This window comes from Streptomyces sp. NPDC047042 (assembly GCF_040644035.1).
GTDB lineage: Bacteria > Actinomycetota > Actinomycetes > Streptomycetales > Streptomycetaceae > Streptomyces.
In genome coordinates this window covers 120528-146107 of sequence record NZ_JBEYVP010000004.1, presented here as the reverse complement: position 1 = coordinate 146107, position 25580 = coordinate 120528, and the positions used below count along the sequence as shown (strand labels likewise).

The 25580-nt window shown below is 70.7% G+C and carries 23 protein-coding genes; 17 read left to right on the top strand and 6 right to left on the bottom strand.

Annotation, left to right across the window (positions count from 1 at the left end; genetic code table 11):
- Positions 1–124: 124 nt before the first annotated feature.
- The 4 genes from ABZ855_RS05775 to ABZ855_RS05760 form a co-directional block, all read right to left on the bottom strand.
- Positions 125–2338, bottom strand: coding sequence for an MMPL family transporter (locus tag ABZ855_RS05775; RefSeq protein WP_360801485.1), 2214 nt, complete (start codon positions 2336–2338; stop codon positions 125–127).
- Positions 2339–2539: 201 nt separating this feature from the next.
- Positions 2540–5344, bottom strand: coding sequence for a beta-L-arabinofuranosidase domain-containing protein (locus tag ABZ855_RS05770; RefSeq protein WP_360801482.1), 2805 nt, complete (start codon positions 5342–5344; stop codon positions 2540–2542).
- A gap of 70 nt (positions 5345–5414) precedes the next feature.
- Positions 5415–6827, bottom strand: a complete 1413-nt coding sequence (locus ABZ855_RS05765; RefSeq protein WP_360801869.1) for a family 43 glycosylhydrolase — start codon at positions 6825–6827, stop codon at positions 5415–5417.
- A 241-nt stretch (positions 6828–7068) separates the two neighbouring features.
- A complete protein-coding gene (locus ABZ855_RS05760; RefSeq protein ID WP_360801479.1) occupies positions 7069–8283 on the bottom strand; it encodes a right-handed parallel beta-helix repeat-containing protein in 1215 nt (404 codons plus the stop codon).
- Positions 8284–8377: 94 nt separating this feature from the next.
- On the opposite strand from ABZ855_RS05760, the gene ABZ855_RS05755 reads away from it, so the two are divergent.
- Complete coding sequence (locus tag ABZ855_RS05755) at positions 8378–8881, top strand: hypothetical protein (RefSeq protein ID WP_360801476.1); 504 nt, start codon at positions 8378–8380, stop codon at positions 8879–8881.
- Between the two features lie 17 nt (positions 8882–8898).
- Here ABZ855_RS05755 and ABZ855_RS05750 read toward each other — a convergent pair whose 3' ends face one another.
- Positions 8899–9114, bottom strand: coding sequence for a dodecin (locus tag ABZ855_RS05750; RefSeq protein WP_055525779.1), 216 nt, complete (start codon positions 9112–9114; stop codon positions 8899–8901).
- Between the two features lie 188 nt (positions 9115–9302).
- Between ABZ855_RS05750 and ABZ855_RS05745 the strand changes: the two genes are divergently transcribed.
- The 16 genes from ABZ855_RS05745 (at position 9303) to hypE (ending at position 25033) form a co-directional block, all read left to right on the top strand.
- A complete protein-coding gene (locus ABZ855_RS05745) occupies positions 9303–9569 on the top strand; it encodes a DUF6400 family protein (RefSeq protein ID WP_360801472.1) in 267 nt (88 codons plus the stop codon).
- Positions 9556–9813: a hypothetical protein gene (locus ABZ855_RS05740; protein ID WP_360801469.1), complete on the top strand. Its 258-nt coding sequence runs from the start codon at positions 9556–9558 to the stop codon at positions 9811–9813. Before ABZ855_RS05745 ends, ABZ855_RS05740 begins: the two co-directional genes overlap by 14 nt.
- A 166-nt stretch (positions 9814–9979) precedes the next feature.
- Entirely contained in the window at positions 9980–11704 is a 1725-nt protein-coding gene (locus tag ABZ855_RS05735) for an enoyl-CoA hydratase-related protein (RefSeq protein WP_360801466.1), read from the top strand.
- Between the two features lie 138 nt (positions 11705–11842).
- Positions 11843–12931: a hydrogenase expression protein HypE gene (locus ABZ855_RS05730; RefSeq protein WP_360801463.1), complete on the top strand. Its 1089-nt coding sequence runs from the start codon at positions 11843–11845 to the stop codon at positions 12929–12931.
- 83 nt (positions 12932–13014) lie between these two features.
- A complete protein-coding gene (locus ABZ855_RS05725) occupies positions 13015–14799 on the top strand; it encodes a nickel-dependent hydrogenase large subunit (RefSeq protein WP_360801460.1) in 1785 nt (594 codons plus the stop codon).
- Positions 14796–15329, top strand: coding sequence for a hypothetical protein (locus ABZ855_RS05720; RefSeq protein ID WP_360801457.1), 534 nt, complete (start codon positions 14796–14798; stop codon positions 15327–15329). The genes ABZ855_RS05725 and ABZ855_RS05720 overlap by 4 nt, the downstream gene beginning before the upstream one ends.
- Positions 15326–15967, top strand: a complete 642-nt coding sequence (locus tag ABZ855_RS05715; protein WP_360801454.1) for a DUF5947 family protein — start codon at positions 15326–15328, stop codon at positions 15965–15967. Before ABZ855_RS05720 ends, ABZ855_RS05715 begins: the two co-directional genes overlap by 4 nt.
- Entirely contained in the window at positions 15964–16656 is a 693-nt protein-coding gene (locus tag ABZ855_RS05710; protein ID WP_360801451.1) for a DUF6084 family protein, read from the top strand. Before ABZ855_RS05715 ends, ABZ855_RS05710 begins: the two co-directional genes overlap by 4 nt.
- Complete coding sequence (locus ABZ855_RS05705) at positions 16653–18089, top strand: hypothetical protein (RefSeq protein WP_360801449.1); 1437 nt, start codon at positions 16653–16655, stop codon at positions 18087–18089. Before ABZ855_RS05710 ends, ABZ855_RS05705 begins: the two co-directional genes overlap by 4 nt.
- Complete coding sequence (locus ABZ855_RS05700; protein WP_360801446.1) at positions 18086–18634, top strand: hydrogenase maturation protease; 549 nt, start codon at positions 18086–18088, stop codon at positions 18632–18634. The genes ABZ855_RS05705 and ABZ855_RS05700 overlap by 4 nt, the downstream gene beginning before the upstream one ends.
- Positions 18635–18895: 261 nt before the next feature.
- Positions 18896–19294, top strand: a complete 399-nt coding sequence (locus ABZ855_RS05695; protein WP_360801443.1) for a hydrogenase maturation nickel metallochaperone HypA — start codon at positions 18896–18898, stop codon at positions 19292–19294.
- 3 nt (positions 19295–19297) lie between these two features.
- Complete coding sequence (gene hypB, locus ABZ855_RS05690; protein ID WP_360801440.1) at positions 19298–20098, top strand: hydrogenase nickel incorporation protein HypB; 801 nt, start codon at positions 19298–19300, stop codon at positions 20096–20098.
- Complete coding sequence (gene hypF, locus ABZ855_RS05685) at positions 20095–22488, top strand: carbamoyltransferase HypF (protein ID WP_360801437.1); 2394 nt, start codon at positions 20095–20097, stop codon at positions 22486–22488. Before hypB ends, hypF begins: the two co-directional genes overlap by 4 nt.
- Positions 22489–22519: 31 nt before the next feature.
- Positions 22520–22825 (top strand): HypC/HybG/HupF family hydrogenase formation chaperone, encoded by a 306-nt coding sequence (locus tag ABZ855_RS05680; protein WP_318323176.1) that lies wholly within the window; start codon positions 22520–22522, stop codon positions 22823–22825.
- Positions 22822–23952, top strand: a complete 1131-nt coding sequence (hypD, locus tag ABZ855_RS05675; RefSeq protein ID WP_360801433.1) for a hydrogenase formation protein HypD — start codon at positions 22822–22824, stop codon at positions 23950–23952. Before ABZ855_RS05680 ends, hypD begins: the two co-directional genes overlap by 4 nt.
- A complete protein-coding gene (gene hypE, locus ABZ855_RS05670) occupies positions 23945–25033 on the top strand; it encodes a hydrogenase expression/formation protein HypE (protein WP_360801430.1) in 1089 nt (362 codons plus the stop codon). Before hypD ends, hypE begins: the two co-directional genes overlap by 8 nt.
- 104 nt (positions 25034–25137) lie before the next feature.
- On the opposite strand, the gene ABZ855_RS05665 is transcribed toward hypE, so the two are convergent.
- Positions 25138–25515, bottom strand: a complete 378-nt coding sequence (locus ABZ855_RS05665; protein ID WP_360801427.1) for a hypothetical protein — start codon at positions 25513–25515, stop codon at positions 25138–25140.
- Positions 25516–25580: the final 65 nt, after the last annotated feature.

Genomic DNA, 25580 nt, shown 5'->3' with positions numbered 1-25580 from the left:
GTCGGGGGCGGTGGACCCATGGCGACCCATGGCGACCCATGGTCCACGACAACACGTCAGGGCGTCCGGTGGGGGCCGCCCGTGTGTCCGGCACGGGCGGCCCCCAGGGCGTACGGCAGGGGGGTCAGACCCGGACCGTCTCCCGGTCCGCCGTTCCGTCCGCCCCGTCCTCGGGTGTGGCCGTCCGGTGGGTGAGCGCCTCGCCCTCCACGTCGACCCGCGGCAGCACCCTGTCCAGCCAGCCCGGTATCCACCAGGCGGCCTTGCCGAGCAGGGCCAGTACGGCGGGCACCAGCGTCATGCGGACCACGAAGGCGTCGAACAGGACGGCCACCGCCAGCCCGAAGCCGATCATCTTGATCATGGACTCACCGGCCCCGACGAAGCCGGAGAAGACGGCGATCATGATCAGCGCGGCGGCGACCACCACTCGCGCGCTGTACCGGAACCCGGTCACGACCGACTGCCCGGGCCCGTCCCCGTGGACGTACGCCTCCCGCATCCGGGCGACCAGGAACACCTCGTAGTCCATCGCGAGGCCGAAGACGATGCCCACCAGGAAGATCGGCATCATGCTCATGATCGGCCCGGTCGTCTCGACGCCCAGCAGCGAGGCGCCCCAGCCCCACTGGAACACCGCGATCACGGAGCCGAGCGCGGCCAGTACGGAGAGAAGGAAGCCGAGAGCCGCTTTCACCGGTACCAGGACCGACCGGAAGACCAGCAGGAGCAGCACGACGGCCAGCCCGACGACCACGATCAGATACGGGACCAGCGCGTCCTGCATCTTCTGGGCGACGTCGATGTTCGCCGCCGTGGTGCCGGTGACGCTGAACTCCGCGTCCGTGCCGGCCACCGCGGCCTGTCGCTCGGACCGGATGCTCTTCACGAGGTCCTGCGTCTTCGTGCTGGTCGGCGCGTCGGCCGGCACCGCGGAGAAGACCGCCGTGTCACCGGCGGGGTTGAAGCGGGCCGGGGAGACCGACACGACCCCCTTCGTGGCGGCGATCTTCTCGGAGATCGTCGCCACCGCCCCCTTGGCGTCGGCCGCCCCCTTGGCGTCCACGACGATCGTCAGCGGGCCGTTGAAGCCGGGGCCGAAGGCCTTCGCGAGGTCGTCGTAGGCGCGGCGCTCGGTGGTCGACGTCGACTTGGCCTCGTCGCCGGACGTGCCCAGCTGGAGGTCCATCACGGGTATCGCGAGGGCGCCGAGTCCGGCCACCGAGGCGATCAGCACCGGCACGGGACGGCGCAGCACGAACCGGGCCCAGCGGGTGCCGCCGTTGTGCTCACCTGTCTCCTTGACCCGCCCGGACTTCCGGGCGGAGCGCGCGAGCAGGGCGTTCGGCCAGAAGCCCACCAGGGCCGGGACCAGGGTCAGCGCCACAAGCACCCCGACACCGACCGCGCCGGCCGCCGCGAGCCCCATCTTGGTCAGCATCGGCACCCCGACCACCATGAGCCCGGCCAGCGCGATGATCACGGTCAGACCGGCGAAGACGACCGCCGAACCGGCGGTACCGGCCGCGAGCGCGGCCGCCTCCTGCGGGTCGTGCCCCTTGCCGCGTTCCTCCCGGTAGCGGGAGACGATGAACACCGCGTAGTCGATACCGCAGGCCAGGCCCAGCATGCTGGCGAGCGTCCCGGTCGTCGGGGACAGCCCGAGCGCGCTGCTCAGCGCGAGGATCGACGCCATGCTGACGCCCACCCCGATGACCGCGGTCAGCAGCGGCAGCCCGGCGGCGGCGAGCGAACCGAAGGTGACCACCAGGACGAGGGCCGCGATGGCGATACCGATCGCCTCGGCCGCGCCGCCCGCCGAGGGCGTCGTCGCCAGCGCCGTACCGCCGACCTCGACGGTCAGCCCCGAGCCCTGTGCCTCCTTGATGCTGTCCCGGAGGTGGTTCTTGGTGGCGTCGGTGAGATCGTCGGGCTTCGCCTTGTAGGTGACGGTGGCGTACGCCGTCGACGTGTCCCCGCTGACCGCCTTCGCCTGGAAGGGGTCCGCGACGGACGCGACCTGTGAACCGTCGGCCACCTCGCCCACGAACTTCTCGATCGCCGCCCGGTTCTCGGTGGCGGTGACCTTCTCGCCGCTCGGCGCCACGAACACCACCCGGGCGTTCGCGCCGTGCGCGTTGGAACCGGGGAAGCGCTGGTCCATCAGGTCGAAGGCCTTCTGGGACTCGATTCCCGGCATCGAGTTGTCCGCGTCGGGGGCGGCGGGTGCGGTCGCGGCGCCGGCACCGACGGCGGCGAGCACCGCGACCCACATCAGGGCGACGTACCAGCGCCGCCGGAAGGCCAGTCGGCCCAGCTTGTACAGGAAGGTGGCCACGAGGGGGAGGTCTCCACATCATCGGATCTCGGGTACCCGCCAAGGCTCCCGGGACCGACCCCCTCCCGTCGTCGTACAGCTGTCGGCAATCGCGACTACTGAGAACGCAGTACAGCCGCCCTCACCGGTCGTCCCCACGACCGACGGGCGGTACCCCTCACGTAGGGGTACCGCCCGCGGCGATCACGAGGTGTACGACGGTCAGGACACGTACGACGCTCCCTGCGCGGTGCTCACCACCGTGTCGGCCGCCGCCTGGGTGAGGAGCCCCGCCGACACATAGGCCGCCGTCGTCGACTGGACCCGGGTGACCAGCGCCGCCTTGTTCGCGAAGGGTGCCCCCGCCCAGATCTCGTCGAGGAGCGTGGTGCCGTCGGACTTCGCCGGGTTGGCGACCCCCGAACTGACGGTCCCGAACACGACCGTGGGTTCGGCGCGCCGCACATAGGCGTGCGTCGGATCCTCGGTCCCCTCGGAGAAGGGGGCGAACTCGGTGCCGTTCAGCGTGTAGTGCAGCGGCTTGCCGCTGACCGGGGTGAGCGAGGGCAGCAGATCGCCGGAGAGGGCCGCGTTGCGGTAGAGCCCGACGGACAGGTAACTGGTGCTCGCACTGCGCGCGACCAGGTTCACCGGCCCGTAGAACAGGGTCTGCAGCGACGGGTCGTCGAGCGCCTTCTCGACCCGCAGCCGGAACGGCACACTGATCCGTACGACATCCCCGCTCTGCCAGGTCCGCGACACCGCGAAGTAGCTCCCGGCGACCGGGGTCCCGCTCACCGCCTGCCCGTTGACGGTGACCTGGAACCCGGCCGTCGCCCAGAGGGGCACCCGCAGCCGCAGCGCGAAGGCCGCGCTGCCGCCCCCGAAGGTGAGCGTGGTGCCCTGCTCCTGCGGATACGCGGTGGTCTGGGTGACGGTGACGCCCTTCTCCGCCCAGTTCAGCGTGGAGGGGCTGTACAGGTTGACGTAGAGGGAGGTGCCGTCGGCCGCCTTGAAGTACACCGAGTCCTGGTACTTCGTGGCGCTCTCCATACCCGTGCCCTCGCAGCACGTGGTGCCCTGCTTGGGCGTGTAGTCGCGCACATGCCCGGGGTTGAGCCCGATGAAGTACGTGACGAGCGGCTTCTCGGCGTCGGCCTTGTCCTGCTTCGAGCCGAGCACCTGGTTGTAGAGCGCCCGCTCGTAGTAGTCCATGTACTTCGGGTCCTGCTCGTGGAAGAACAGGGTCCGGCTCAGCTTGAGCAGGTTGTACGCACAGCAGGTCTCGGCGTTGGTGTCGGTGATCGACCCCGCGATCACCCCGCGCGCCTTCCAGAACTCGGCCGTGCTGGTGCCGCCGATCCCGTACATGCGCTGCGGGATGACCATGCCCCAGAAGTTCTTCGCGGCGGTGAGATAGCGCGTCTCGCCCGTCGCGTCGTACAGCCGTACGTAGCCGGTGAAGATCGGGATGTGCTGGTTGGCGTGCAGGCCGTTCAGGGTGTCCGTGTTCGCCGCGCACGCGTCGATGAGGGTGTCGAGGTCGAACAGCTTGGCCAGGGCGAGGTGGTCGGCCTTGCCGGTGATCGTGTACAGGTCGACGATGGTCTCGACGATGCCGCCGAACTCACCGCTGGAGAAGATCCCCCACATCCGCTGCAGGGTGGCGTCGGGCAGCTTGGACAGCCGGGAGTGCATCCAGTCGCACATCCCGGACGCGAGGTCCAGCGCCCGCGCGTCGTCCGTGGCGAGGTAGGCGTCCAGCAGCCCCTTGAGGATCTTGTGCGCCGTGTAGTAGGGCGCCCAGATCTTGGTGTAGTCGGCGCTCGTCGCCGACTCCAGTGCGATGAACTGCGTCTCCGGGTACGCGGCGAGGAAGCCCGGGTGGCTCGGGCCGCCCCAGGTGCGGCGCAGGGTGGCGGTCAGTCCGCGCCCGGAGGCGTCGCCGAACGTACCGCCGGTGGTGGCGGAGAAGTAGTACGAGGCGAGGTTGCCGAGTCCCGCGGCGGAGTTCTTTGCCTCGCTGGTCTGGAACGAGGTGATCTCGGCCGCCGTCAGGGCGCGCGAGTAGACGTTGAACTCGTCGAAGGCGCCCGCGTAGACCGGGTCCCCGGAGAAGTTCGAGCGGCCGAGCCAGTTGTTCGTCAGGGTGCCCAGGGCGGACGGATTGAGCGACATGGCGGTGTTCGTGGCGACGGCGGTGCCGTTGACATAGAGGGTGCCCGTGGTGCCCGAGATGGTCACCGCGAGGTGGCTCCACTGGTTCAGCGGCAGCGCGGCGGTGCCGTTGAGGCCCTGCTCGCCGCCGGGCCCGTTGGTGGTGATCGCGAACCGCGGTACCCCGCTGCCGTTGCGGGAGGCCAGGTACATGTACTTGGTGGTGTCGTTGCCGAAGTCGAAGACCCGCTGCCAGTTGGCGTTGTGCGTGGGCCTGACCCAGATCGACAGGGTGATCGCCGCGGCACCGCCCGGCACGGCCGCCGGGAGGTCCACGTACTGGTAGGAACCCCGCACGTTCTCGTGCGCGCCGCCCCACTTCCCGGTGACGACGAGCATGCGCGGGTCGGTGCGCAGGGCCGCGCGTACGTCGGTCAGCGCGCCGACCATGGTCGCGATCTTGTCTGCGTAGGCCTGGTCCCGGGTGCTCGCGTACGCCTGCGACAGCATGCTCAGGAAGTGCCCGGTGTAGTGGCCGCGCAGGTTGCCGTTGGCCTCGCCGTCCAGGCCCTCCCAGCCACCCGGGGCGACCGCCCCGCCGGTGGACAGGCCCGCGTTGGCGCGGAAGACCTGGAGCAGCCGGTTCACGTCGTAGCCGCGACCGTGGTCCAGCATCAGCTGGCGCTTGCTCGCGAAGACGCCCTGGCCGAGCGAGACGTCCTTCAGCTCGAAGGGGCGCAGCGTCCAGGCGGACGGCGCGGGCAGCGCTGCGGCGGCGGCCCGGCCGGAGGTGGCGTAGGCGAACGCGGGCGCCGCGGCCGCGGCGACGGCGCTCTGGAGCAGGAACCGCCTGGACAGAGGGGGTGTCACATGTGCCTCGTCTCTGAGGTGACTGACATGTCTGGGTCTGTCTGACCGACTCGGCCTTGATCCGTGCTCGCTACTCGGCGTAGTACGTCGCGTCCTGCTGGTCGAGCGAGGTGCTGAGGGGCTGGAGCTGGAGCAGGTTGTTGTAGTGCCGGATGTACCGGCCCGGGAAGTTGTACGACTCGAAGGACACCCCGGCCGAGTCGGCGAGGCCCGCACGCTGGGTGAAGGAGGCGTCGGCCAGGAAGGTGGCCGTACCGGTGTTCTTCTCCACCCACAGCTCGTAGTTCTTGTGCCGGAGGTAGTAGCCGGGGAAGTTCGCCGACTCCAGCGAGACGGTGCCGGAGCCGGTCAGCCCGGGCACGATGCGGAACTGCGAGTCGGCGAGGTTGGTGACGTTCGCCTCGATCTTCGCCCGGAACTCCCAGTGCCGGATGTACCGGTCCGGGTAGTTGAACGACGAGAAGCGGACCGGGGTGAGACCGTCGGAGACCGGGATGCCGAAGTTCGGGGTGCCGTCGGCGTTCCAGTACAGCTTCTGGTAACGGGTGCGCCGGTTGGGGTCGTTGAGCGGGTCGCCGCTGATGTCCTTGTAGTTGCGGTCGTGGTAGACGAGGATGTCGGACTTGCCGTCCTCGGAGACCGTGAAGGTGTTGTGGCCCGGTCCGTACTGCCCGGTCGCGGCGTTGGACGTGAACACCGGTTGCGGGTTCTTCGTCCAGGAGGCCGGGTTGAGCAGATCGGCGGAGGCGGACGCGGTCAGCAGGCCCAGGCAGTAGTTGGCGTCGGTGGCGCTGGCCGAGAAGGCCATGAAGATCTTGCCGTTGCGCTCGATGACGGACGGCCCCTCGTTCACCGTGTGCCCGATGGTCTCCCAGGACAGCGTGGGCCGGGAGATCATCGCCGGAGTGCCGCTGATGGTCCAGGGGTTGGACATCTTCGCGAGGTAGATGTTGGTGCCGTCGCCGACGGCCGGGTCGTTCTGCGCCCAGCTCAGATAGCGGGTGCCGTTCACCACGAAGGTGGTCGCGTCCAGCGAGAAGGTGTCCAGCGGCAGCGCGATCCGGCCCTTCTCGGTCCAGGTCCCGGTGATGGGGTTGGCGGACGAGGACTCCAGGACGTACGGGCGGATCTTCCAGATGTCGTTCGAGGAGCCGGCCGTGAAGTAGATGTACCACTTGCCGTCGATGAAGTGGATCTCCGGAGCCCAGATGTGGGCGCCCATCTCACCGCTGGCGTGCTTGGTCCAGATGGTCGTCTCCGCGGCGCTCGCGAGACCCTGGAGCGTGGTGGCCCGGCGCAGCACGATCCGGTCGTACGCCGGGACCGTGGCGGTGAAGTAGTAGTAGCCGTCGGTGTGCTTGTAGATGTGCGGGTCGGCGCGCTGCGCGGCGATCGGGTTGGTGAAGGTGACCGCGGGGGAGGCCGGGACGGCGGCGAACGCCGGAGTGCCGGTGACGGCGGGCACGGTGACGGCGACGACCACGGCCGTGCAGGCCTTGAGGAGCGTGCGTCGGCTGGTCGAGCTGCTGCGGGTGCGGTCCACGGCGAGTCTCCTTCGGCGGCCTGTTGCACGGGCCGCTATTGTTCGATATTTGGAACGACGTACGGAGGTTCGACCGAAAGATAGGTAGGGGGCGTGAGTGAGTCAATGTTTCCGACAGGTTCAATTCCGGTTGATCGCCCACGCCCCGCGAAATACTTTCTTAACGGCCCCTGAAGATCGCCTAGAAGCGGGCTCCGACGGTCGTTCCGGCGCGCGGAACGAGGAAGCTGGGGGCCGAGGGCAGTGAACCGTCCGGGCGGCGCGCGCCCGTGAGGGGCGCCGGGTCGGTGCTCAGTACCGACGCGGCGTTCCAAGTCCCGCCCAGATCCCAGGAGTTGCCGGTGGAGACGGTGGCGGAGCCCAGGGCGGCCGCGCGTCCGTCGGCGACCGACAGGTTGGCCGTGAGGGTGGCGCGTCCACCGGAGACGTCCATGTCGAAGCCGGTGCCCGCGTTCCCGTACGCCGTACTGCGGTTGATGGCGAGGGCACCGGGGTTGCCGTTGTCCGTGAAGCCGTGCGCCGCGTTCCGATACGCGGCCGTGTTCCGCAGGACGTGCGCCGCGGCGGGCGCCGGGGTGCCGCCGCCCAGCTTGAAACCGTTGCCGTCGCCCGCGAAGTCGGGGAAGTTCCAGCGGTTGAAGCCGTTGCCGTACGCGATGGTGTTCTCGATCGTGATCGGCGAGGTGAACTTCCAGGCGTCGAAGCCGTCGTCGACGTTGTTCCACAGCCGCGCGCCGCGCACGACGTTGCCGGTCCCGCCGCCCTCCTTGATGGCGAGGCCGTCCGCGCTCTCACCGTTCTTGCGAGGGTCGCGGTTGCCGTAACTGTCCAGGTCCAGGATCTGGTTGTTGCTGGAGGCGCCCTGGAGCTGGAAACCGGACTCGTAGTTGTCGTGGGTGACCAGCCGGGCGAAGACGTTGTTGTTGCAGCCGTCGCAGTAGACGCCGTACGGCCCGTTCACGATCTCCAGCCCCGAGATCCGCCAGTACGAGGCCTCCTGGTGGATCGCGCCGCGCTCGGCGCGGGGGATGCTGCCGCCGACCGGTGTGTGACTGGCGGGCAGTTGCTCCCCGTCCACGACGACCCGCTCGCCCGAGTAGCCGGTCAGGGTGATGGGCTGGGACGCGGTGCCGGAGCCGGTGATGGTGACGTTGTCGGTGAGGGCGTACGTGCCCCCGCGCACGGTGATCGTGTCGCCCGGCTTCGCCAGGTCGACGGCCTTCTGAATGGTCTTCAGGGGGCGTGCGAGCGTGCCCGGCGCCGAGTCGTCGCCGTTGGTCGCCACGACGAGCGTCGTCGCGGCGCTCGCGCCCCCGGCGGCCCCCACGAGCATCCCCGCCGCCAATAACGCGGTACCCAGTACCGCCGTTCCCGTCCGGATCGCTGCGTCACGCATGTACGGCTCCCGCCTCTGCCTCGGCTGTTGTCGCACAGCAGTGGCCGCCGGAGCCCTGGAGGTTGCCGGGTCCGGCTGACTATGGTCGGGAACCGTGAAGGAGAACAGCAGCTCGAACAGCGGCCGGCCGCTCGCCGTGTTCGACCTCGACAACACACTCGCCGACACCGCGCACCGGCAGCGGTACCTGGAGCGCAGGCCCCGCGACTGGGCGGCCTTCTTCGCCGCCGCCCCGCACGACCCGCCACTGACCGAGGGTGTGACGCTGGCCCTGGAGAGCGCGCGGGAGTGCGAGGTCGTCTACCTCACCGGGCGGCCCGAGCGCTGCCGCCGGGACACGCTCGCCTGGCTCGTCGCCCACGGACTGCCCGAGGGCCGCGTCTGGATGCGGCGCAACGACGACCGCAGGCCCGCGCGGGGCACCAAACTGGAGATCCTGCGCCGCCTGGCCCAGAACCGCGAGATCCGCGTCCTGGTCGACGACGACGAACTCGTCTGCCAGGACGCGGAACGCGCCGGCTTCACCGTCGTACGGGCCCGCTGGGCGGCCGACTCGAGCGCCCTGAAGGAGGCGCAGGAGACCGAGGGCCGGACCTGAGCGGGGGCGCTGTCCGGTTACTCGCTGTCCTCCAGCCGGAAACCGACCTTCAGACCGACCTGGTAGTGCTCGACCTGCCCGTCCACGATCTGCCCCCTGACCTGCGTGATCTCGAACCAGTCCAGGTTGCGCAGGGTCTGCGAGGCGCGGCTGATGCCGTTGCGGACGGCCTGGTCGACGCCTTCGTGCGAGGTGCCGACGATCTCGGTGACCCGATAGGTGTGGTTCGACATGCGGGTACTCCTCTTCGCGGTACGGGACGTACTGGACGTACTGGAGAACTGGACGCGCTGGACCCTCCTGACGGCAGTCCAAGCTCCACCGTGCCCCATCCGGCGGTGGTTCGCGAGGGGTCGCGAGTGCTGTGACTTCTCCCACCTGCTCTTGCCGGAGGGACGAACGCTTACCTACGTTCAGTCGCATGTCCTCCCATGGCCGCATTCCTCCTGGCGAACCGGACGCCCTGGTGGACCTGCACGTCGACCTGAGCTCACACGAACTTCTCCGGCGCGCCCATGTGCTGGACGCGCTCGGCTCCGACTGGGACCCCGTCGCCGTACTGCGCGGCGAGGAGGCGGCTTACGAGCTGCTCTATTCCGGTCTCAGCGCGGAGCAGCAGCGTGTGTACGACGAGCTGGTCTCGGCCGGCGTGCTTCCGCGGAGGGGGGACGGCCATGCTGCCTCTTGACCCCCAGGCCGACATCGGGCGTCGCGCCTGGGTGGCCTGCCCGAACTGTGACGACCGTCGCGGGTGCGCCACCTGTGAGCAGGGGCGGACCTGCTCCGAGCACTGGCGCTATCTGCTCTCCAACCTCGGCAGCCTGCTCCATCTGCAGTGCCGTTCGTGCACCCACATCTGGACGCACGAGACCCGTTTCGGCGCCACCCGCTCCTCATGGGAGCGCATCACCAGCGGCCTGCGGCGGCAGTGACGGTTCACCACGGCTGACTCGGTGAACGGCCGGTGAGGCCGGACGGCCGATCGGCGCCCGCTTTCGGATGACCTCCCGGTCCGGTGTCGGGAACGGCGGTCCGCCGTGGCCGAGGATCGTGGTCGGCGGCCATCCCTGCCTGCCGCCCGTCCGCCCGGAGGCAGCCGTGCACATCCTGATCCTGGCCAGCGCGTTCAACAGCCTCACCCAGCGCACCCACGCCGAACTGCGCGACCGGGGACACACCGTCGCGGTCGAACTCGCCCTGCCCACAAGCCCGTTGCCGGAAGCCGTGCGGCGGCACGCACCGGATCTCGTCGTGGCGCCGATGCTGAGGACGGCGATTCCCGAGGAGGTGTGGACGGCGTACACCTGCCTCGTCGTCCATCCGGGGCCCGTGGGCGACCGGGGACCGTCCTCCCTGGACTGGGCGATTCACGAGGGCGTCGACCAGTGGGGCGTCACCGTCCTGCAGGCCGACGAGGAGATGGACGCCGGTGACGTGTGGGCCTCCGTTCCGTGCCGGGTTCCTCCCGTCTCCAAGAGCGAGCTGTACCGGGGCGAGATCGCCGACGCCGCGCTGGAGGCCGTCATGCTCGCGGTGGAGCGCTTCGCCTCGGGAACGCACGTACCGCGCAAGCAGGACACGGCAGACACGGCAGGCACAGCAGGCTCGGTCGGTGCGGGCCCGCGTCCGCGGCCGTACCTCGACCAGAGCGTCCGGCGGATCGACTGGGCCGAGGACTCCACACAGGACGTCCTGCGCAAGCTGAGAGCGGCGGACTCGCAGCCCGGTGTGCTGGACGTACTGCTCGGCGCTGAGTGGTATCTGCACGGCGGTCGTCCCGAGAACGTGTTGCGCGGCCGCCCGGGCGAGCTGCTTGCCACCCGGGCCGGGGCCATCTGCCGGGCCACCAGCGATGGCGCCGTGTGGATCCCCGAACTGCGGCCCCGGCGCCTGCCCGGGCAGCCGCCCACCTTCAAACTGCCCGCCGTACGGGCGCTGGGCGACCGGCTGCCGCCGCTGCCCGAGGATGCCCTGCCCCGGTTGCCCGAGGCGCGGCACGATACCTGGGCCGACATCCGCTACCGCGAGGACGGGAATGCGGGTTTCCTCTCGTTCTCCTTCCCCGGCGGCGCCATGAGCACGGAGCAGTGCCGACGTCTCCTGGACGCCTACCGGGAAGCGTGTGCGCGGCCCACAGCGGTGCTCGTGCTGGGCGGCGAACGGGACTTCTTCTCCAACGGGATCCACCTGGGCGTCATCGAGGCCGCGAGCGACCCCGCCGCCGAGTCCTGGGCGAACATCAACGCCATCGACGATCTGGTCGAAGCGGTCCTGACGACGACGGACCGGCTGGTGGTCTCGGCGGTCGCGGGCAACGCCGCCGCGGGCGGAGTGATGCTCGCCCTGGCGGCCGACGAGGTGTGGTGCCGCTCGGGCGCCGTGCTGAACCCCCACTACCGTCTGATGGGCCTGTACGGCTCGGAGTACTGGACGCACACCCTCCCGCGCAGGGTGGGTGTCGCGACGGCCGAACGGCTGATGGCCGAGGCCCTCCCGGTGAGCTCGGCGGGCGCACTGCGCCTCGGGCTCGTCGACCGGGTGGTCGACTGTGGTCCTGATGAGTTCGCGCGGGAGGTCTGCGGCCTGGCGGCGCGCCTTGCGTCACTTCCGGCGACGGCGTCACGGATCACCGCGAAGAAGGCGGAGCTGGACCTGCTGGAGAGCACGACCCCGTTGGCCGGCTTCCGTGAACGGGAGCTGGCCCGGATGCGCCGGACGTTCGACGACCGGGACGCCCCCCATCACGCCATGCGCCGCTCCTTCGTCCACAAGGTGCGGCCGGAGTGCACCCCGCCGCACCTCGGTCCGGGCGCGGTTGCGTAAACCGGTCCGATGCCCTGGGTCGCGGATGTCACTTGAACGGCCCTCGATGACATCTCATCCCGGCCGAACGGCTGATACGAAGAAGAGCGATGGCCGAAAAGATGGCCTTCATCCCTTACCTCCCCAGGAGGCGGTCCCATGACTGAGGCGACGCCGGGCACGGTCGTCGCTGCGGACGCGAACACGGCGCCCGCCGACGAGACACCCACGATCCACATCCTCTGGATCAACGCGGGCCTGAGCTGCGACGGCGACTCGGTCTCGCTGACGGCGGCCATGCAGCCCAGCATCGAGGAGATCGTGCTCGGCGTGCTGCCGGGCCTTCCGAAGATCGCCGTCCACTGGCCGCTCATCGACTTCGAGTGCGGTCCGATCGGCGGCTCGGACACGTTCATCGAGTGGTTCTTCAAGGGGGAGCGGGGCGAGATCGACCCGTTCGTGCTGGTCGTCGAGGGTTCCATCCCCAACGAGGCGATCAAGCCCGAGGGTTACTGGTGCGGCTTCGGCGACGACCCGGAGACCGGCCAGCCGATCACCACCAGCGAGTGGATCGACCGGCTCGCCCCGAAGGCACTGGCGGTCGTCGCCATCGGCACCTGCGCCACCTACGGCGGCATCCACGCCATGGCGGGCAACCCGACCGGCGCCATGGGCGTACCGGACTACCTCGGCTGGGACTGGAAGTCCCACGCCGGCATCCCCATCGTGTGCGTCCCGGGCTGCCCGATCCAGCCCGACAACTTCTCCGAGACGCTCACCTATCTGCTCTACCAGGCGGCCGGCTCCGCCCCGATGATCCCGCTGGACGACAAACTGCGCCCCACCTGGCTGTTCGGGGCCACCGTGCACGAGGGCTGCGACCGCGCGGGCTACTACGAACAGGGCCAGTTCGCCCTGTCGTACGACTCGCCGACGTGTCTGGTCAAGCTCGGGTGCTGGGGCCCGGTCGTCAAGTGCAACGTGCCCAAGCGCGGCTGGATGAACGGGATCGGCGGCTGCCCCAACGTCGGCGGCATCTGCATCGCCTGCACCATGCCCGGGTTCCCCGACAAGTTCATGCCGTTCATGGACGAACCCCCCGGCGCCAAGCTGTCCAGCAACGCCAGCGGAGCGTACGGCGCCGTGGTCCGCAAACTGCGGTCGATCACCGCCAGGACCGTGGACAAGGAGCCCAAGTGGCGCCGCACCGGAGAGAAGATCACCACCGGCTACCGGCCCCCGTGGTGAGGATCCGCCACGAGGAGTAGTCCGCTCCCCGCTTCGTGCACCCCCACCCCAACCTCCCGCGCAACGAAGGGCACGGCACACAGATGGCACCGAAGACGAAGGCGGCCGGCGACGGCAGCGGCCTGGTGGAGATGGCCTGGGACCCGATCACCCGGATCGTGGGCAGCCTGGGCATCCACACGAAGATCGACTTCAAGCAGAAGCGGGTCGCGGAGTGCTACAGCACGTCGTCGGTCTTCCGCGGCTACAGCGTCTTCATGCGCGGCAAGGACCCCCGCGACGCCCACTTCATCACCAGTCGCATCTGCGGGATCTGCGGCGACAACCACGCCACCTGCTCGGTGTACGCGCAGAACATGGCGTACGGCGTGAAACCCCCGCACCTCGCCGAGTGGATCATCAACCTCGGCGAGTCGGCGGAGTACATGTTCGACCACAACATCTTCCAGGAGAACCTGGTCGGGGTCGACTACTGCGAGAAGATGGTCAAGGAGACCAACCCCGGTGTCCTCGAACTCGCCGAGCGCACCGAGGCCCCGCACGCGGCCGAGCACGGCTATCGCACCATCGCCGACATCATGCGTTCGCTGAACCCCCTGGAAGGGGAGTTCTACCGCGAGGCCCTCCAAGTCAGCCGCTACACGCGCGAGATGTTCTGCCTGATGGAGGGCCGCCATGTGCACCCCTCCACGCTCTACCCGGGCGGCGTCGGCACCATCGCCTCCGTACAGCTCTTCACGGACTACCTCAGCCGTCTGATGCGCTACGTGGAGTTCATGAAGCGCGTCGTACCCCTCCACGACGACCTGTTCGACTTCTTCTACGAGGCCCTGCCCGGGTACGAGGAAGTCGGCCGCCGCCGGGTCATGCTCGGCTGCTGGGGCGCGCTCAACGACCCCGAGTACTGCGACTTCACCTACGCCAACATGACGGACTGGGGCCGGCGGATGTTCGTCACCCCCGGTGTCGTCGTCGACGGCAAGCTCGTCACCAACGACCTCACCGAGATCAACCTCGGCATGCGCATCCTGCTGGGCAGTTCCTACTACGAGGACTGGCAGGGCCAGGAGCAGTTCGTCACCCACGACCCGCTCGGCAACCCGGTGGACCCGCGCCACCCGTGGAACCAGCACACCATCCCGGCCCCGCAGAAGCGGAACTTCGACGACAAGTACAGCTGGGTCATGTCCCCGCGCTGGTTCGACGGCAAGGACCACCTGGCCCTGGACACCGGGGGCGGCCCCATCGCCCGCCTGTGGTCGACCGCCCTGTCCGGCCTCGTCGACATCGGGTACGTCAAGGCCACCGGCCACAGCGTGGTCATCAACCTGCCCCGCACCATGACCAAGCCGGAGACCACCTTCGAGTGGCAGATCCCGAAATGGTCCAACGCGCTGGAGCGCAACCGTGCCCGCACGTACTTCCAGGCGTACGCCGCCGCCGTCGCCCTGCACTGCGCGGAGAAGGGTCTGGCGGAGGTCCGCGCCGGACGCACCCAGACCTGGGAGAAGTTCGAGGTCCCGGACGAGGCCATCGGCGTCGGCTTCACCGAGGCGGTCCGAGGCGTTCTCTCCCACCACATGGTGATCCGCGACGGCAAGATCGCCAACTACCACCCGTACCCGCCCACCCCCTGGAACGCCAGCACCAGAGACACCTTCGGCACCCCGGGCCCGTACGAGGACGCGGTACAGAACACGCCCATCTTCGAGGAGAACACCCCGGAGAACTTCAAGGGCATCGACATCATGCGCGCCGTCCGCAGCTTCGACCCCTGTCTGCCCTGCGGCGTCCACATGTACGTCGGCGGCGGCAAGACCGTGAAGTCGATGCACGTGCCCACCGGCCTGAGCGGACTGGGCGGATGAGCGCGCCGACGGCGGCCCGACCCGCCAACGCCGAACAGACCGGACGCCGGGTCGAGGAGGTGCTGGAGCGACTGGCCGCGAGCGGCGACCCGGCCGCCGCCGCGGCAGCGGAGGAACTCGTCCGCTCCCTCATGGACTTCTACGGTGCCGGCCTGGCCCGCATCCTCCAGCTGCTGTCCTCCGCTCCCGGCGAGGCGTCGGCGGTCCTGCTCGGTGACGAACTGGTCGCGAGCCTGCTCGTCCTGCACGAGCTGCACCCCGAGGACCGCGACACCCGCATCGCCCGCGCCCTCGACGTCGTACGCGAACACGCCCTGGAGGTAGTGGACTTCGACGAGGAGAGCGGCACCCTCACCTTGCGGGCCGCAGAGGCCGGTGGCTGCGGCTGCGGATCCGGCGACGGCGCCCGAGAGGCCGCGGAGGCGGCGCTCGCCTGCTTCGCCCCGGAGGTCAGGGCCGTCGACGTACGGACCGCGCCCGCCGGGCCCACGCTCCTGCAGATCGGCACCGCACCGACGGGGGCCCGATGACGGCGTCGTCGGCGACGGGCACGCCCGGCCTGCGGAGGTTCCTCGCCGAGAGGCCTCCGCAGCCCGAGCGCTGCGAGTTGTGCGCCGTGACGGTGGAGACGGACCACCGGCATCTCGTCGACACCGAGAAACGCGCCCTCGTCTGCGCCTGCACCCCCTGCGCTCTGCTGATGGCGCAGCCGGGCGCCGGCGCGGGCCGCTTCCGCACGGTCCCCGCCCGCTACCTCACCGACCCCGGACACCGCCTCGACGAGAGCGCGTGGGACGCGTTGCAGATCCCGGTCGGCGTCGCCTTCCTCTTCCGCAACGCGGCGCTCGACCGGCTGGTCGCCCTCTACCCGAGCCCCGCCGGAGCCACCGAGAGCGAACTCGACCCGGCCACCTGGACGGACGTCCTCGGCGGCAGCCGCCTCGCCGAACTGCTGGAACCCGACGTGGAGGCGCTGCTGCTGCGCCGCACCGAGGGCCGCGGCGAGTGCCACCTCGTACCGATCGACATCTGCTACGAACTCGTCGGCCGGATGCGCCTGTTGTGGCAGGGCTTCGACGGCGGGGCCGAGGCCCGTGCCGCGCTGGACGCGTTCTTCGCGGAGGTCTCGCGACGCGCGCGGCCCGTGGGCGAGGCGGTGCGGCCATGACGGAGTTCTCCTTCGCCTGCACCGGCGTCCGGGCCGACCGGTACGCCGCAGGCCCCACCCTCGTCTTCCGGCTGCGCGTCACCGCCGGAGACAACGCACGCGTGCACGCCCTCGCGCTGCGCTGCCAGATCCGTATCGAACCTGCCCGCCGCGGTTACGGGTCCGCCGAGGCGGACGGGCTGGCGGACCTCTTCGGCGAGCGTTCCCGCTGGGGCAGCACACTCCAGCCGGTGCAGTTCGCCCAGGTCGCGGTCATGGTCCCGAGCTTCACCGGAGAGATCGAGACCGACCTCGTGGTGCCCTGCACCTACGACATGGAGATCGCCGCCACCCGCTACCTCGCCGCCCTGACCGACGGCGAGGTCCCGCTGCTGATGCTCTTCTCCGGTACGGCGTTCACGGGCGCCGGCGGTTTCCAGGTCGAGCCGGTCCCGTGGGACCAGGAGGCGGCGTTCCGGATGCCCGTCGCCACCTGGCGGGAGATGGTCGAGCAGCACTTCCCGGGGTGCGGCTGGATCCGGCTGCCGGGCGACACCATGGACGCCCTCCTCGCCTACCGCTCCCGGCGCGCGCTGCCCTCCTGGGAGGCGACCCTCAAGGCACTGCTCGACGCCGACGGCGCCGCGGACCCGCCCCGGAGAGACCCGCTGCGCACGCTCACCGGCACCACCGGAAGGACGGACCAGTGACCGTGACCTCGTTCGTCCCCGCGACGGAGGAGCGGTTCGCCCACGCCCGGCAGGTGGCCGACGCCGTCCTCTTCGAGGGCTACGTGCTCTACCCGTACCGCGCCTCGGCCGCCAAGAACCGGCTGCGCTGGCAGTTCGGGGTGCTCGTGCCGCCGGGCTGGGGCGCCGAGAGCGAGGAGCACGACTTCCAGCACACCGAATGCCTGATGGAACCGAGAGCGGGCGCGACCCTCTCGGTCGAGGTGCGCTTCCTGCGCGCCAGACGGCGCACGGTGCAACAGGCCCGCCCGGACGGCGACTTCGGCACGGTCTCCGAACTCCACCTCGACGACCGGGTACTGGTCCCCTGGGACGAGGGCGGCGAGGAGCGGGTTGAGGTGGTCGTCTCGGTGGAGGAGCTCCTCGGCGACGGCATCACCCGTGCCTTCCGCCTGCCCGCCCGGGAGGACACCGCGCCGGTCCTGGACGCGGCCGGCCGGACCGTCGGCCGGCTGGTCCGGCGGTGTGCGGAGATCAGCGGTACGGTCCGGCTGTCCGCCCGCGAGCTCGACGGTCCCTACCGGGCCATGCGCCTGACCGCCGTCATCGAGAACACCAGCGACTGGACACCGCCCGAGGGCCACGCCGCCGACCGGGACGCGGCGCTGCCGTACTCCCTGGTGGCCACCCACCTCCTCATGGCCCTCAGCGCCGGATCGTTCCTGTCGATGACCGATCCCCCCGAGTGGGCGAAGGGCGCGGTCGCCGCCTGCCGCAACCTGCACACCTGGCCCGTACTCGCCGGCGAACCCGGCACCGCCGACCTCGTGCTGTCCTCGCCGATCATCCTGGAGGACCATCCGGCCATCGCGCCGGAGAGCCCCGGCGCCCTCTACGACGCCACCGAGATCGACGAGATCCTCGCACTGCGCACAGCGGCCCTCACCGACGAGGAGAAACGCGAGGCCCGGGGCACCGACGAGCGGGCCGCCGCCGTGATCGAGCTGGCGGACTCGATGCCGGCCGAGGTGCTGGAACGCCTGCACGGGGCGGTACGGAGCCTGCGCGAGGTCACCGGTCCGGACCCGGCGGCTCCTGCTCCTGACGAGGGCTTCCCCGACGAGCACGGAGTGCGGCGGCCCGACACACCCTGGTGGGACCCCGCGAACGACGCGGGCTTCGACCCGGCGGCGGACCGGGTCGTCGTGGACGGCCGTTCGGTGGGCAAGGGCAGCCGCGTCGAACTGCACCCCGGGCTGCGGCGCACCGACGCGCAGGACATCTTCCTGCGGGGCCGCACCGCAAAGGTCGAGGCGGTGCTGCACGACGTCGACGGCGGGGTGCACCTGGCGGTCACGGTCGAGGGCGACCCGGGCGCCGACATCCGCCGCGAACAGGGGCGGTTCCTGTACTTCCAGCCCGACGAGATCACACCGCTCGAGGACGACGCATGAACCAACCCCCACCGGCAGGTCCACGGACACTCGTCGCGGGCATCGGCAACATCTTCCTCGGCGACGACGGCTTCGGCGTGGAGACCGCGCGCCGGCTCGCCGAACGCCGACTGCCGGAACACGTCGAAGTGGTGGACATCGGCGTCCGGGGCGTCCACCTCGCCTACCAGCTCCTGGACGGCTACGACACGCTCGTCCTCGTGGACGCCACAGCACGCGGCGAAGCCCCCGGCACGCTGTACGTGATCGAACACGACGGCGGCGGGAGCCCTCCGCCCGACACGCCCGTGCTGGACGGCCACCGGATGACCCCCGACGCCGTCCTGGCGCTGCTGGACACCCTCTGTGCCGGGACCGGCGGCGAGCCACCACACCGCGTCCTGGTCGTCGGGTGCGAACCGGCCTCGGTGGACGAGGGCATCGGTCTCAGCGCGCCGGTCTCCGACGCCGTACCGGAGGCCGTCCGGCTGATCGAAGAGCTGTTGCACCACGGAGAGCCGGGAGAGTCCGCGCCGCGGGCCACGGCCCGTGGCATCTCGACATGAGGAGACACGGGATGAAGAAGATCGTCATCGGCACAACGGCACTGGCCGCCCTGGGCGCCCTCGTCGCCGGGGTGTTTCCCGACGTCAGGCGCTATCTGCGGATCCGACGGATGTGAATGACGGTCGCCACTCGGTGGGCCGTGCGGTTGCGTCGAACGGCGTACCCGCCGGCCCCGTGACGGCGCGCCGGGCCGCGTGACCCGGGTGCGCGCACCTCTAATGAAGGCCGACCGGAGGCAGGCCGCGGAAGGACGGAGCCCCATGCACGAGATGTCCGTCGCGCTGGCCGTCGTCGACCAGGTCGCAGAGGCCGCCACCCGGGCCGGTGACGTCACGGCGGTGCGGTCGGTACGGCTCCAGGTGGGCGAACTGGCCGGTGTCGTACCCGATTCGCTCGCCTTCTGCTTCGAACTGGCCTGCGCCGGAACCCTGCTGGAAGGCGCCGAACTGATTACCGAGGCGGTGCCGGGAAAAGCCCGCTGCGCGCCCTGCGCGCTCGACTGGGCCGTGGGCATGCCACCCCGGCTGACCTGCCCGGAGTGCGGCAGGGCGTGTACCGACCTGCTCGCGGGCCGGGAGCTGCAGATCCTCGACGTGCACTGGGAGGACGGCGGTCCCCTGCCCGCGCCGACCCGCGAACCGATCTCCGAGGAGCGCTGAACCATGTGCCGTGTCGTCGACCTGCGCCAGGCCGTACTCGCCAAGAACGACGCGAGCGCTCATGAACTGCGCGCACACCTCGCGGCGCGAGGCACCGCCGTCGTCAACCTGCTGTCCAGTCCGGGCAGTGGCAAGACCGCGCTGCTGGAGCGCGAACTGACGGCGGCACGGGAGCGGTCGGTTCCCGTCGCGGCGCTGACCGCCGACCTGGCCACCGAGAACGACGCGGCACGCCTTGCGCGTTCGGGCGTCCCCGTCAAACAGGTGCTCACCGACGGACTGTGCCATCTGGAATCGGGCATGCTCGCCGACCACCTGGACGGGTGGCTGCCCGACGACACCCGGCTGCTGTTCGTGGAGAACGTCGGCAACCTGGTCTGCCCGGCCTCCTACGACCTGGGGGAGACACTGCGGGTCACCCTCGCCTCCGTGACGGAGGGCGAGGACAAACCGCTCAAGTACCCCACCGCCTTCGGCCTCGCGCACCTGGTCGTGGTCACCAAGACCGACATCGCTCAGGCCGTCGAGTTCGACGAGGCCGCGTTCCGCGCGAACGTGGAGCAGGTCAACCCGGGAGTCGAGGTGGTCCTGACCTCGGCACGCCGGGGGCAGGGGGTCGGTGTGCTGCTCGACCGGGCGATGGCAGCAGTGGAGGGCGCACCCGTGCACGCGCCGGTCATGGCCCGGCAGCAGCCCCGTCACCACGGTCACCCGCACGCGGACACGGTCCACACGCACGCGGACACCCTCCACACCCACGCGCACCCGGAGGCCACCGGCACCATGGCCCACACTCACCCGTGAGCGGTGCGCAGGCGCCGGCCGCCGTCGCCGAGGACACTCCACGACGCCGCCGGGTCACCGTCCGGGGAGTGGTGCAGGGCGTGGGCTTCCGGCCCTATCTGTACGGCCTCGCCACCGAACTCACCCTGGCCGGACATGTGACCAACACTCCCGAGGGCGTCGTCGTGGAGGTCGAGGGCACCGCCTCGGCCGTGGCCCGCTTCTGCGACCGGATCGCCGCCGAGGCACCCCCGCTGGCCCGCGTGGAGTCCGTCCACCACCGGGAGCTGCCCTGCGCGGGCGGCACCGCGTTCACCATCCTCGCCTCCCGCTCCGGCGGACCGGCCCGCACCCTGGTCTCCCCGGACTCCGCCACTTGCGCCGACTGCCTCACCGAGCTGGCCGACCCGGCGGACCGCCGCTACCGCCACCCGTTCGTCAACTGCACCCACTGCGGCCCGCGCTTCACGATCGTCACCGGCGTGCCGTACGACCGGGCGGGCACCACCATGGCCGGTTTCGCGATGTGCCGCGACTGCGCCCGGGAGTACGCCGATCCCGCCGACCGTCGTTTCCACGCGCAGCCGGTGGCCTGTCCGGCCTGCGGTCCGCGGCTGCGGCTGGTCACCGGACCGGAGCCAGGACTCGGGACTGCCGAGGGGGCGGACCCGGTCACCGAGGCGCGCGCCCTGCTGACGCGGGGCGCGATCCTCGCCGTGAAGGGCCTCGGCGGCTACCACCTGGCCTGCGATGCCACGAACCAGGCGGCGGTCGCCCTCCTACGACACCGGAAGGCGCGCGGCGACAAGCCGTTCGCCGTCATGGCCAGGACCTCGGACGACGTCCGGCACCTCGTCCGGCTCAGCCCTCAGGAGCAGAGCCTCCTCGAAGGCCCGACAAGGCCGGTCGTACTGATGAGACGGCGTCCGCACTCGTCCTGCGCGGCCGGGGATCCCCGGCCCGCCGCGGCCGTCGCGCCCGGCAGCCCCGACCTCGGTGTGATGCTGCCGTACACGCCCCTGCACCATCTGCTGCTCGGCCTGCCCGGCGACGCGGACGGCCCCCGGCTGCTCGTCATGACCAGCGGCAACGTGTCCGGTGAGCCGATCGTCACCGACGACACCGAGGCGCTGGAGCGGCTCGCGCACCTGGCCGACGCCTGGCTCACGCACGACCGGCCCATCCACGTGCCCTGCGACGACTCCGTGGTCCGCGTCTGCGACGGGGAGCCGCTGGTCGTCCGCCGCTCACGTGGCTACGCCCCGTTGCCGGTGTCCCTCCCGCTGCCCGTACGGCCGGCCCTCGCGGTCGGCGGCGACCTGAAGAACGCCTTCTGCCTGGGGTCGGGTCACCGCGCCTGGCTGTCGGCGCACATCGGCGACATGGACGACGTCGGCACACAGTGGGCCTTCGAGCGCGCGGTGACGCAGTTGGAGTCCATCACCGGGGTGCGGCCCGAGACCCTGGTCTCCGACCGGCATCCCGGCTACCGCTCCGCCCGCTGGGCCGACCGGAACGCGGCGCACCGGCCCGTCGTGCGCGTCCAGCACCATCACGCGCACGTGGCCGCAGCGATGGCCGAGCACGGACTGGACGGCACCAGGCCGGTGATCGGCGTCGCCTTCGACGGCACCGGCCACGGCGACGACGGCGCCGTGTGGGGCGGGGAGTTCCTGCTCGCCGACTACGACGGCTTCACCCGTTTCGGGCACCTCGCCTACGTTCCGCTGCCCGGGGGCGACGCGGCGGTGCGCCGGCCGTACCGCATGGCGCTGGCCCATCTGAGGGCGGCCGGGATCGACTGGTCCGCCGACCTCGCCTGTACGGCCGCCTGCCCGCCCGACGAACTCCGCCTGCTGCGACAGCAGTTGGCGCGCGATCTGAACTGCGTCCCCACGTCCAGCATGGGCCGGCTCTTCGACGCTGTGTCCTCACTCGCCGGGGTGTGCCACCGAGCCGGATACGAGGCACAGGCCGCCGTCGAGCTGGAGGGGGCAGCCCTGCACGCGCCCGCCGGGGACACCACCGCCTACGCCTTCGCCCTGCACGCGTCGTCGGAGGGGAACGGGAGCGGAGGCGGCGTCGTACGGGCCGATCCGGCACCCGTACTCGCGGCGATCGTCGGCGATGTGCGCGCGGGCATCGGGCCGGCCCTGGTCGCGGCCCGCTTCCACCGGGCTGTGACCGATCTGGTGCGCCGCGTCTGCGCGCGGGCGCGCGAGCGGCACGGGCTGGACACGGTCGCCCTGACCGGAGGCGTGTTCGCCAACACGCTGCTCTCCTCGGCCTGCGCCGCCGCCCTGGGCGCGGACGGCTTCACGGTCCTGCGGCACCACCTGGTGCCGCCCAACGACGGCGGACTGGCGCTGGGCCAGCTGATGGTGGCGGCCCGCGCCACCCCCGCCGACTGAGCAACGCGCGACCCACAGCGAGGAGAGGCTCATGTGCCTGGCGGTACCCGGCAGAGTGCTGGACATCGAGGAACGGGACGGCACCCGGATGGCCACCGTCGACTTCGGCGGAGTGGTCAAGGAGGTGTGCCTGGAGTACCTGCCCGACCTGCAGGTCGGCGAGTACGCCATCGTCCACGTCGGGTTCGCCCTGCAACGGCTGGACGAGGAGTCGGCACGGCAGACGCTTGAACTCTTCGCCGAACTCGGCCTGTTGCAGGAGGAGTTCGGCGACCCCTGGGAGACGGCGGCGGCGGAGGCGGGCATGGACCCGGTGGAAGAGGTGCGCAACCAGTGAAGTACATCGACGAGTTCCAGGACCCGGAGCTGGCGCGTCGGCTCCTCGACGACATCCACGCCACGGTGACCAGGCCGTGGGCCCTGATGGAGGTGTGCGGAGGGCAGACGCACAGCATCATCCGGCACGGCATCGACCAACTCCTGCCGGAGCAGGTCGAGTTGATCCACGGGCCGGGCTGCCCTGTGTGTGTGACCCCGCTGGAGGTCATCGACAAGGCCCTGGAGATCGCCTCCCGACCCGAGGTGATCTTCTGCTCCTTCGGTGACATGCTGCGCGTGCCGGGCACCGGACGGGACCTGTTCCAGGTCCGCGCGGAAGGCGGTGACGTACGCGTCGTCTACTCGCCGCTCGACGCGCTGCGGATCGCGCGCCAGAACCCGGACCGCGAGGTGGTGTTCTTCGGGATCGGCTTCGAGACGACGGCACCTCCCAACGCCATGACGGTCCATCAGGCGCGGAAGCTGGGCATCCGGAACTTCAGCATGCTGGTGTCCCATGTCCGGGTGCCCCCGGCCATCGAGGCGATCATGTCGTCGCCGAGCTGCCGGGTGCAGGGCTTCCTCGCGGCCGGGCACGTCTGCAGCGTGATGGGCGTGGGGGAGTACCCGGAACTGGCGGAACGCTTCCGTGTCCCGATCGTCGTGACCGGCTTCGAGCCGCTGGACATCCTCGAAGGCGTGCGCCGGGCCGTCCGCCAGCTGGAACGCGGTGAGCACACCGTGGACAACGCCTACGCCCGGGCCGTACGCCCGGAGGGCAACGCGGCTGCCCGAGCCATGCTGGAGGACGTCTTCGAGGTCACCGACCGCGCCTGGCGCGGCATCGGGGTGATCCCCGACAGCGGCTGGAGGCTGTCCCCGAAGTACCGCGACCACGACGCCGAGCACCGCTTCCAGGTCGGCGGAATCCGGACGACCGAACCGGCCGAGTGCCGCGCCGGAGAGGTCCTGCAGGGCCTGCTCAAGCCGCACGAGTGCGAGGCCTTCGGCACCCTGTGCACCCCCCGCACTCCGCTGGGCGCCACCATGGTCTCCAGCGAGGGCGCCTGCGCGGCGTACTACCTCTACCGGCGTCTGGACATCCCCACCACCACGACGGCCCGGGAGGCGACCCCCGTTGTCTGAGACCACCGACCTCACCGATCTCCCCGTACCCGCCCTGGACCTCGAAGGGTGGACGTGCCCCACACCGGTACGTGACCGGCCTCGCGTCGTCATGGGTCACGGCGGTGGTGGCGTCCTCTCCGCCGAACTGGTCCAGCAGGTCTTCGCGCCCGCCTTCGGGGGCGAGGTGCTCGCCCAGATGGGTGATGCCGCCGTCGTCTCCCTCGGCGGAGCCCGGCTCGCGTTCTCCACCGACTCGTACGTGGTGCGGCCGTTGTTCTTTCCCGGCGGCAGCATCGGCGATCTGGCGGTCAACGGGACCGTCAACGACCTCGCGATGAGCGGCGCCCGCGCCGCCTATCTCTCCTGCGGATTCATCCTGGAGGAGGGGGTCGAGCTGGACCTGGTCGCACGGGTGTCCGAGGCGCTGGGTGCGGCCGCGCGCAGTGCCGGTGTGGAGGTGGCCACCGGTGACACCAAGGTGGTGGAGGCCGGCCACGGTGACGGGATCTACATCAACACCGCGGGCATCGGGCTCGTCCCCGCGGGTGTCGATCTGCGTCCGCAGCGGGTGGTCCCCGGGGACGTCGTGATCGTCAGCGGCGCGATCGGGGTCCACGGGGTGGCGGTCATGAGCGTGCGCGAGGGCCTGGAGTTCGGAGTGGAGATCAAGAGCGACTGTGCGGCGCTCGGCGGCCTGGTCGACGCCATGCTCGCCGTCACCCCTGATCTGCACGTACTGCGCGATCCTACCCGGGGCGGCCTGGCGGCCACGCTCAACGAGATCGCGCAGGCCTCCGGCACGGGGGTGGTCATCCGGGAACGGGACGTGCCGGTCCCGCCGGCCGTGGCCAATGCCTGCGCCATTCTCGGCCTGGATCCCATGTACATCGCCAACGAGGGCAAACTGGTGGCCTTCGTCCCCCGCGAGCATGCCGACGCCGTCCTGGAAGCGATGAGAGCCCACCCCTTGGGGGCGGACTCCGTGGTCATCGGTGAGGTCGTCGAGGCGCATCCCGGCATGGTCGTGTCCCGGACCGGCCTGGGGGGAACGCGGGTGGTCGATCTGCCGATCGGGGAGCAGCTGCCGCGGATCTGCTGATACGGGCCTGGCGTCAGGGCCTGTCCGGCGGAGCGGGGCGGAGGAGAACCGCGCTGCCTCTCTGCCGGACAGCCCCTGCCCGGTTCTGACCAGCCCTGGCCGGGTCAGCGCCCGGGCGGCGGGTCCTGCGGGTCCACGCCGGTCTTGGCAGAAGCGTCCCTGGTGCCGCTCGGGCGCTGGGAGCGGCCCTTGCGGCCGGTGTCGTGTCTGCCCTTCTCGTCGGCGTCGCCGTACTCCTCGCCCCTCGCACCGACACTCTTGACCGTGTCGCCGGGAACGGACTTCTTCTCCTCCGGGGACTTGGTCCGGCCCCGGCCTCTTTCTTCGGCGTGCTCAGCCGGATGGAAGGAGCGGTGAGCACTCGGATTGTCCTGCTGACGGGTCTCATCGGCATCCGGCGACCAGCCGTGCTGCCCGGTGCCCTGGTGACGGCTGGGGCCCTTCCCATGCGGTGGCTCGGACGGACGTGGTTTCTTCGGCATGATTCGATCTGCCTTTTCATGGTCACTGGGGGAGCCGGTCACGCGCACCCATGATGGGGAAATCA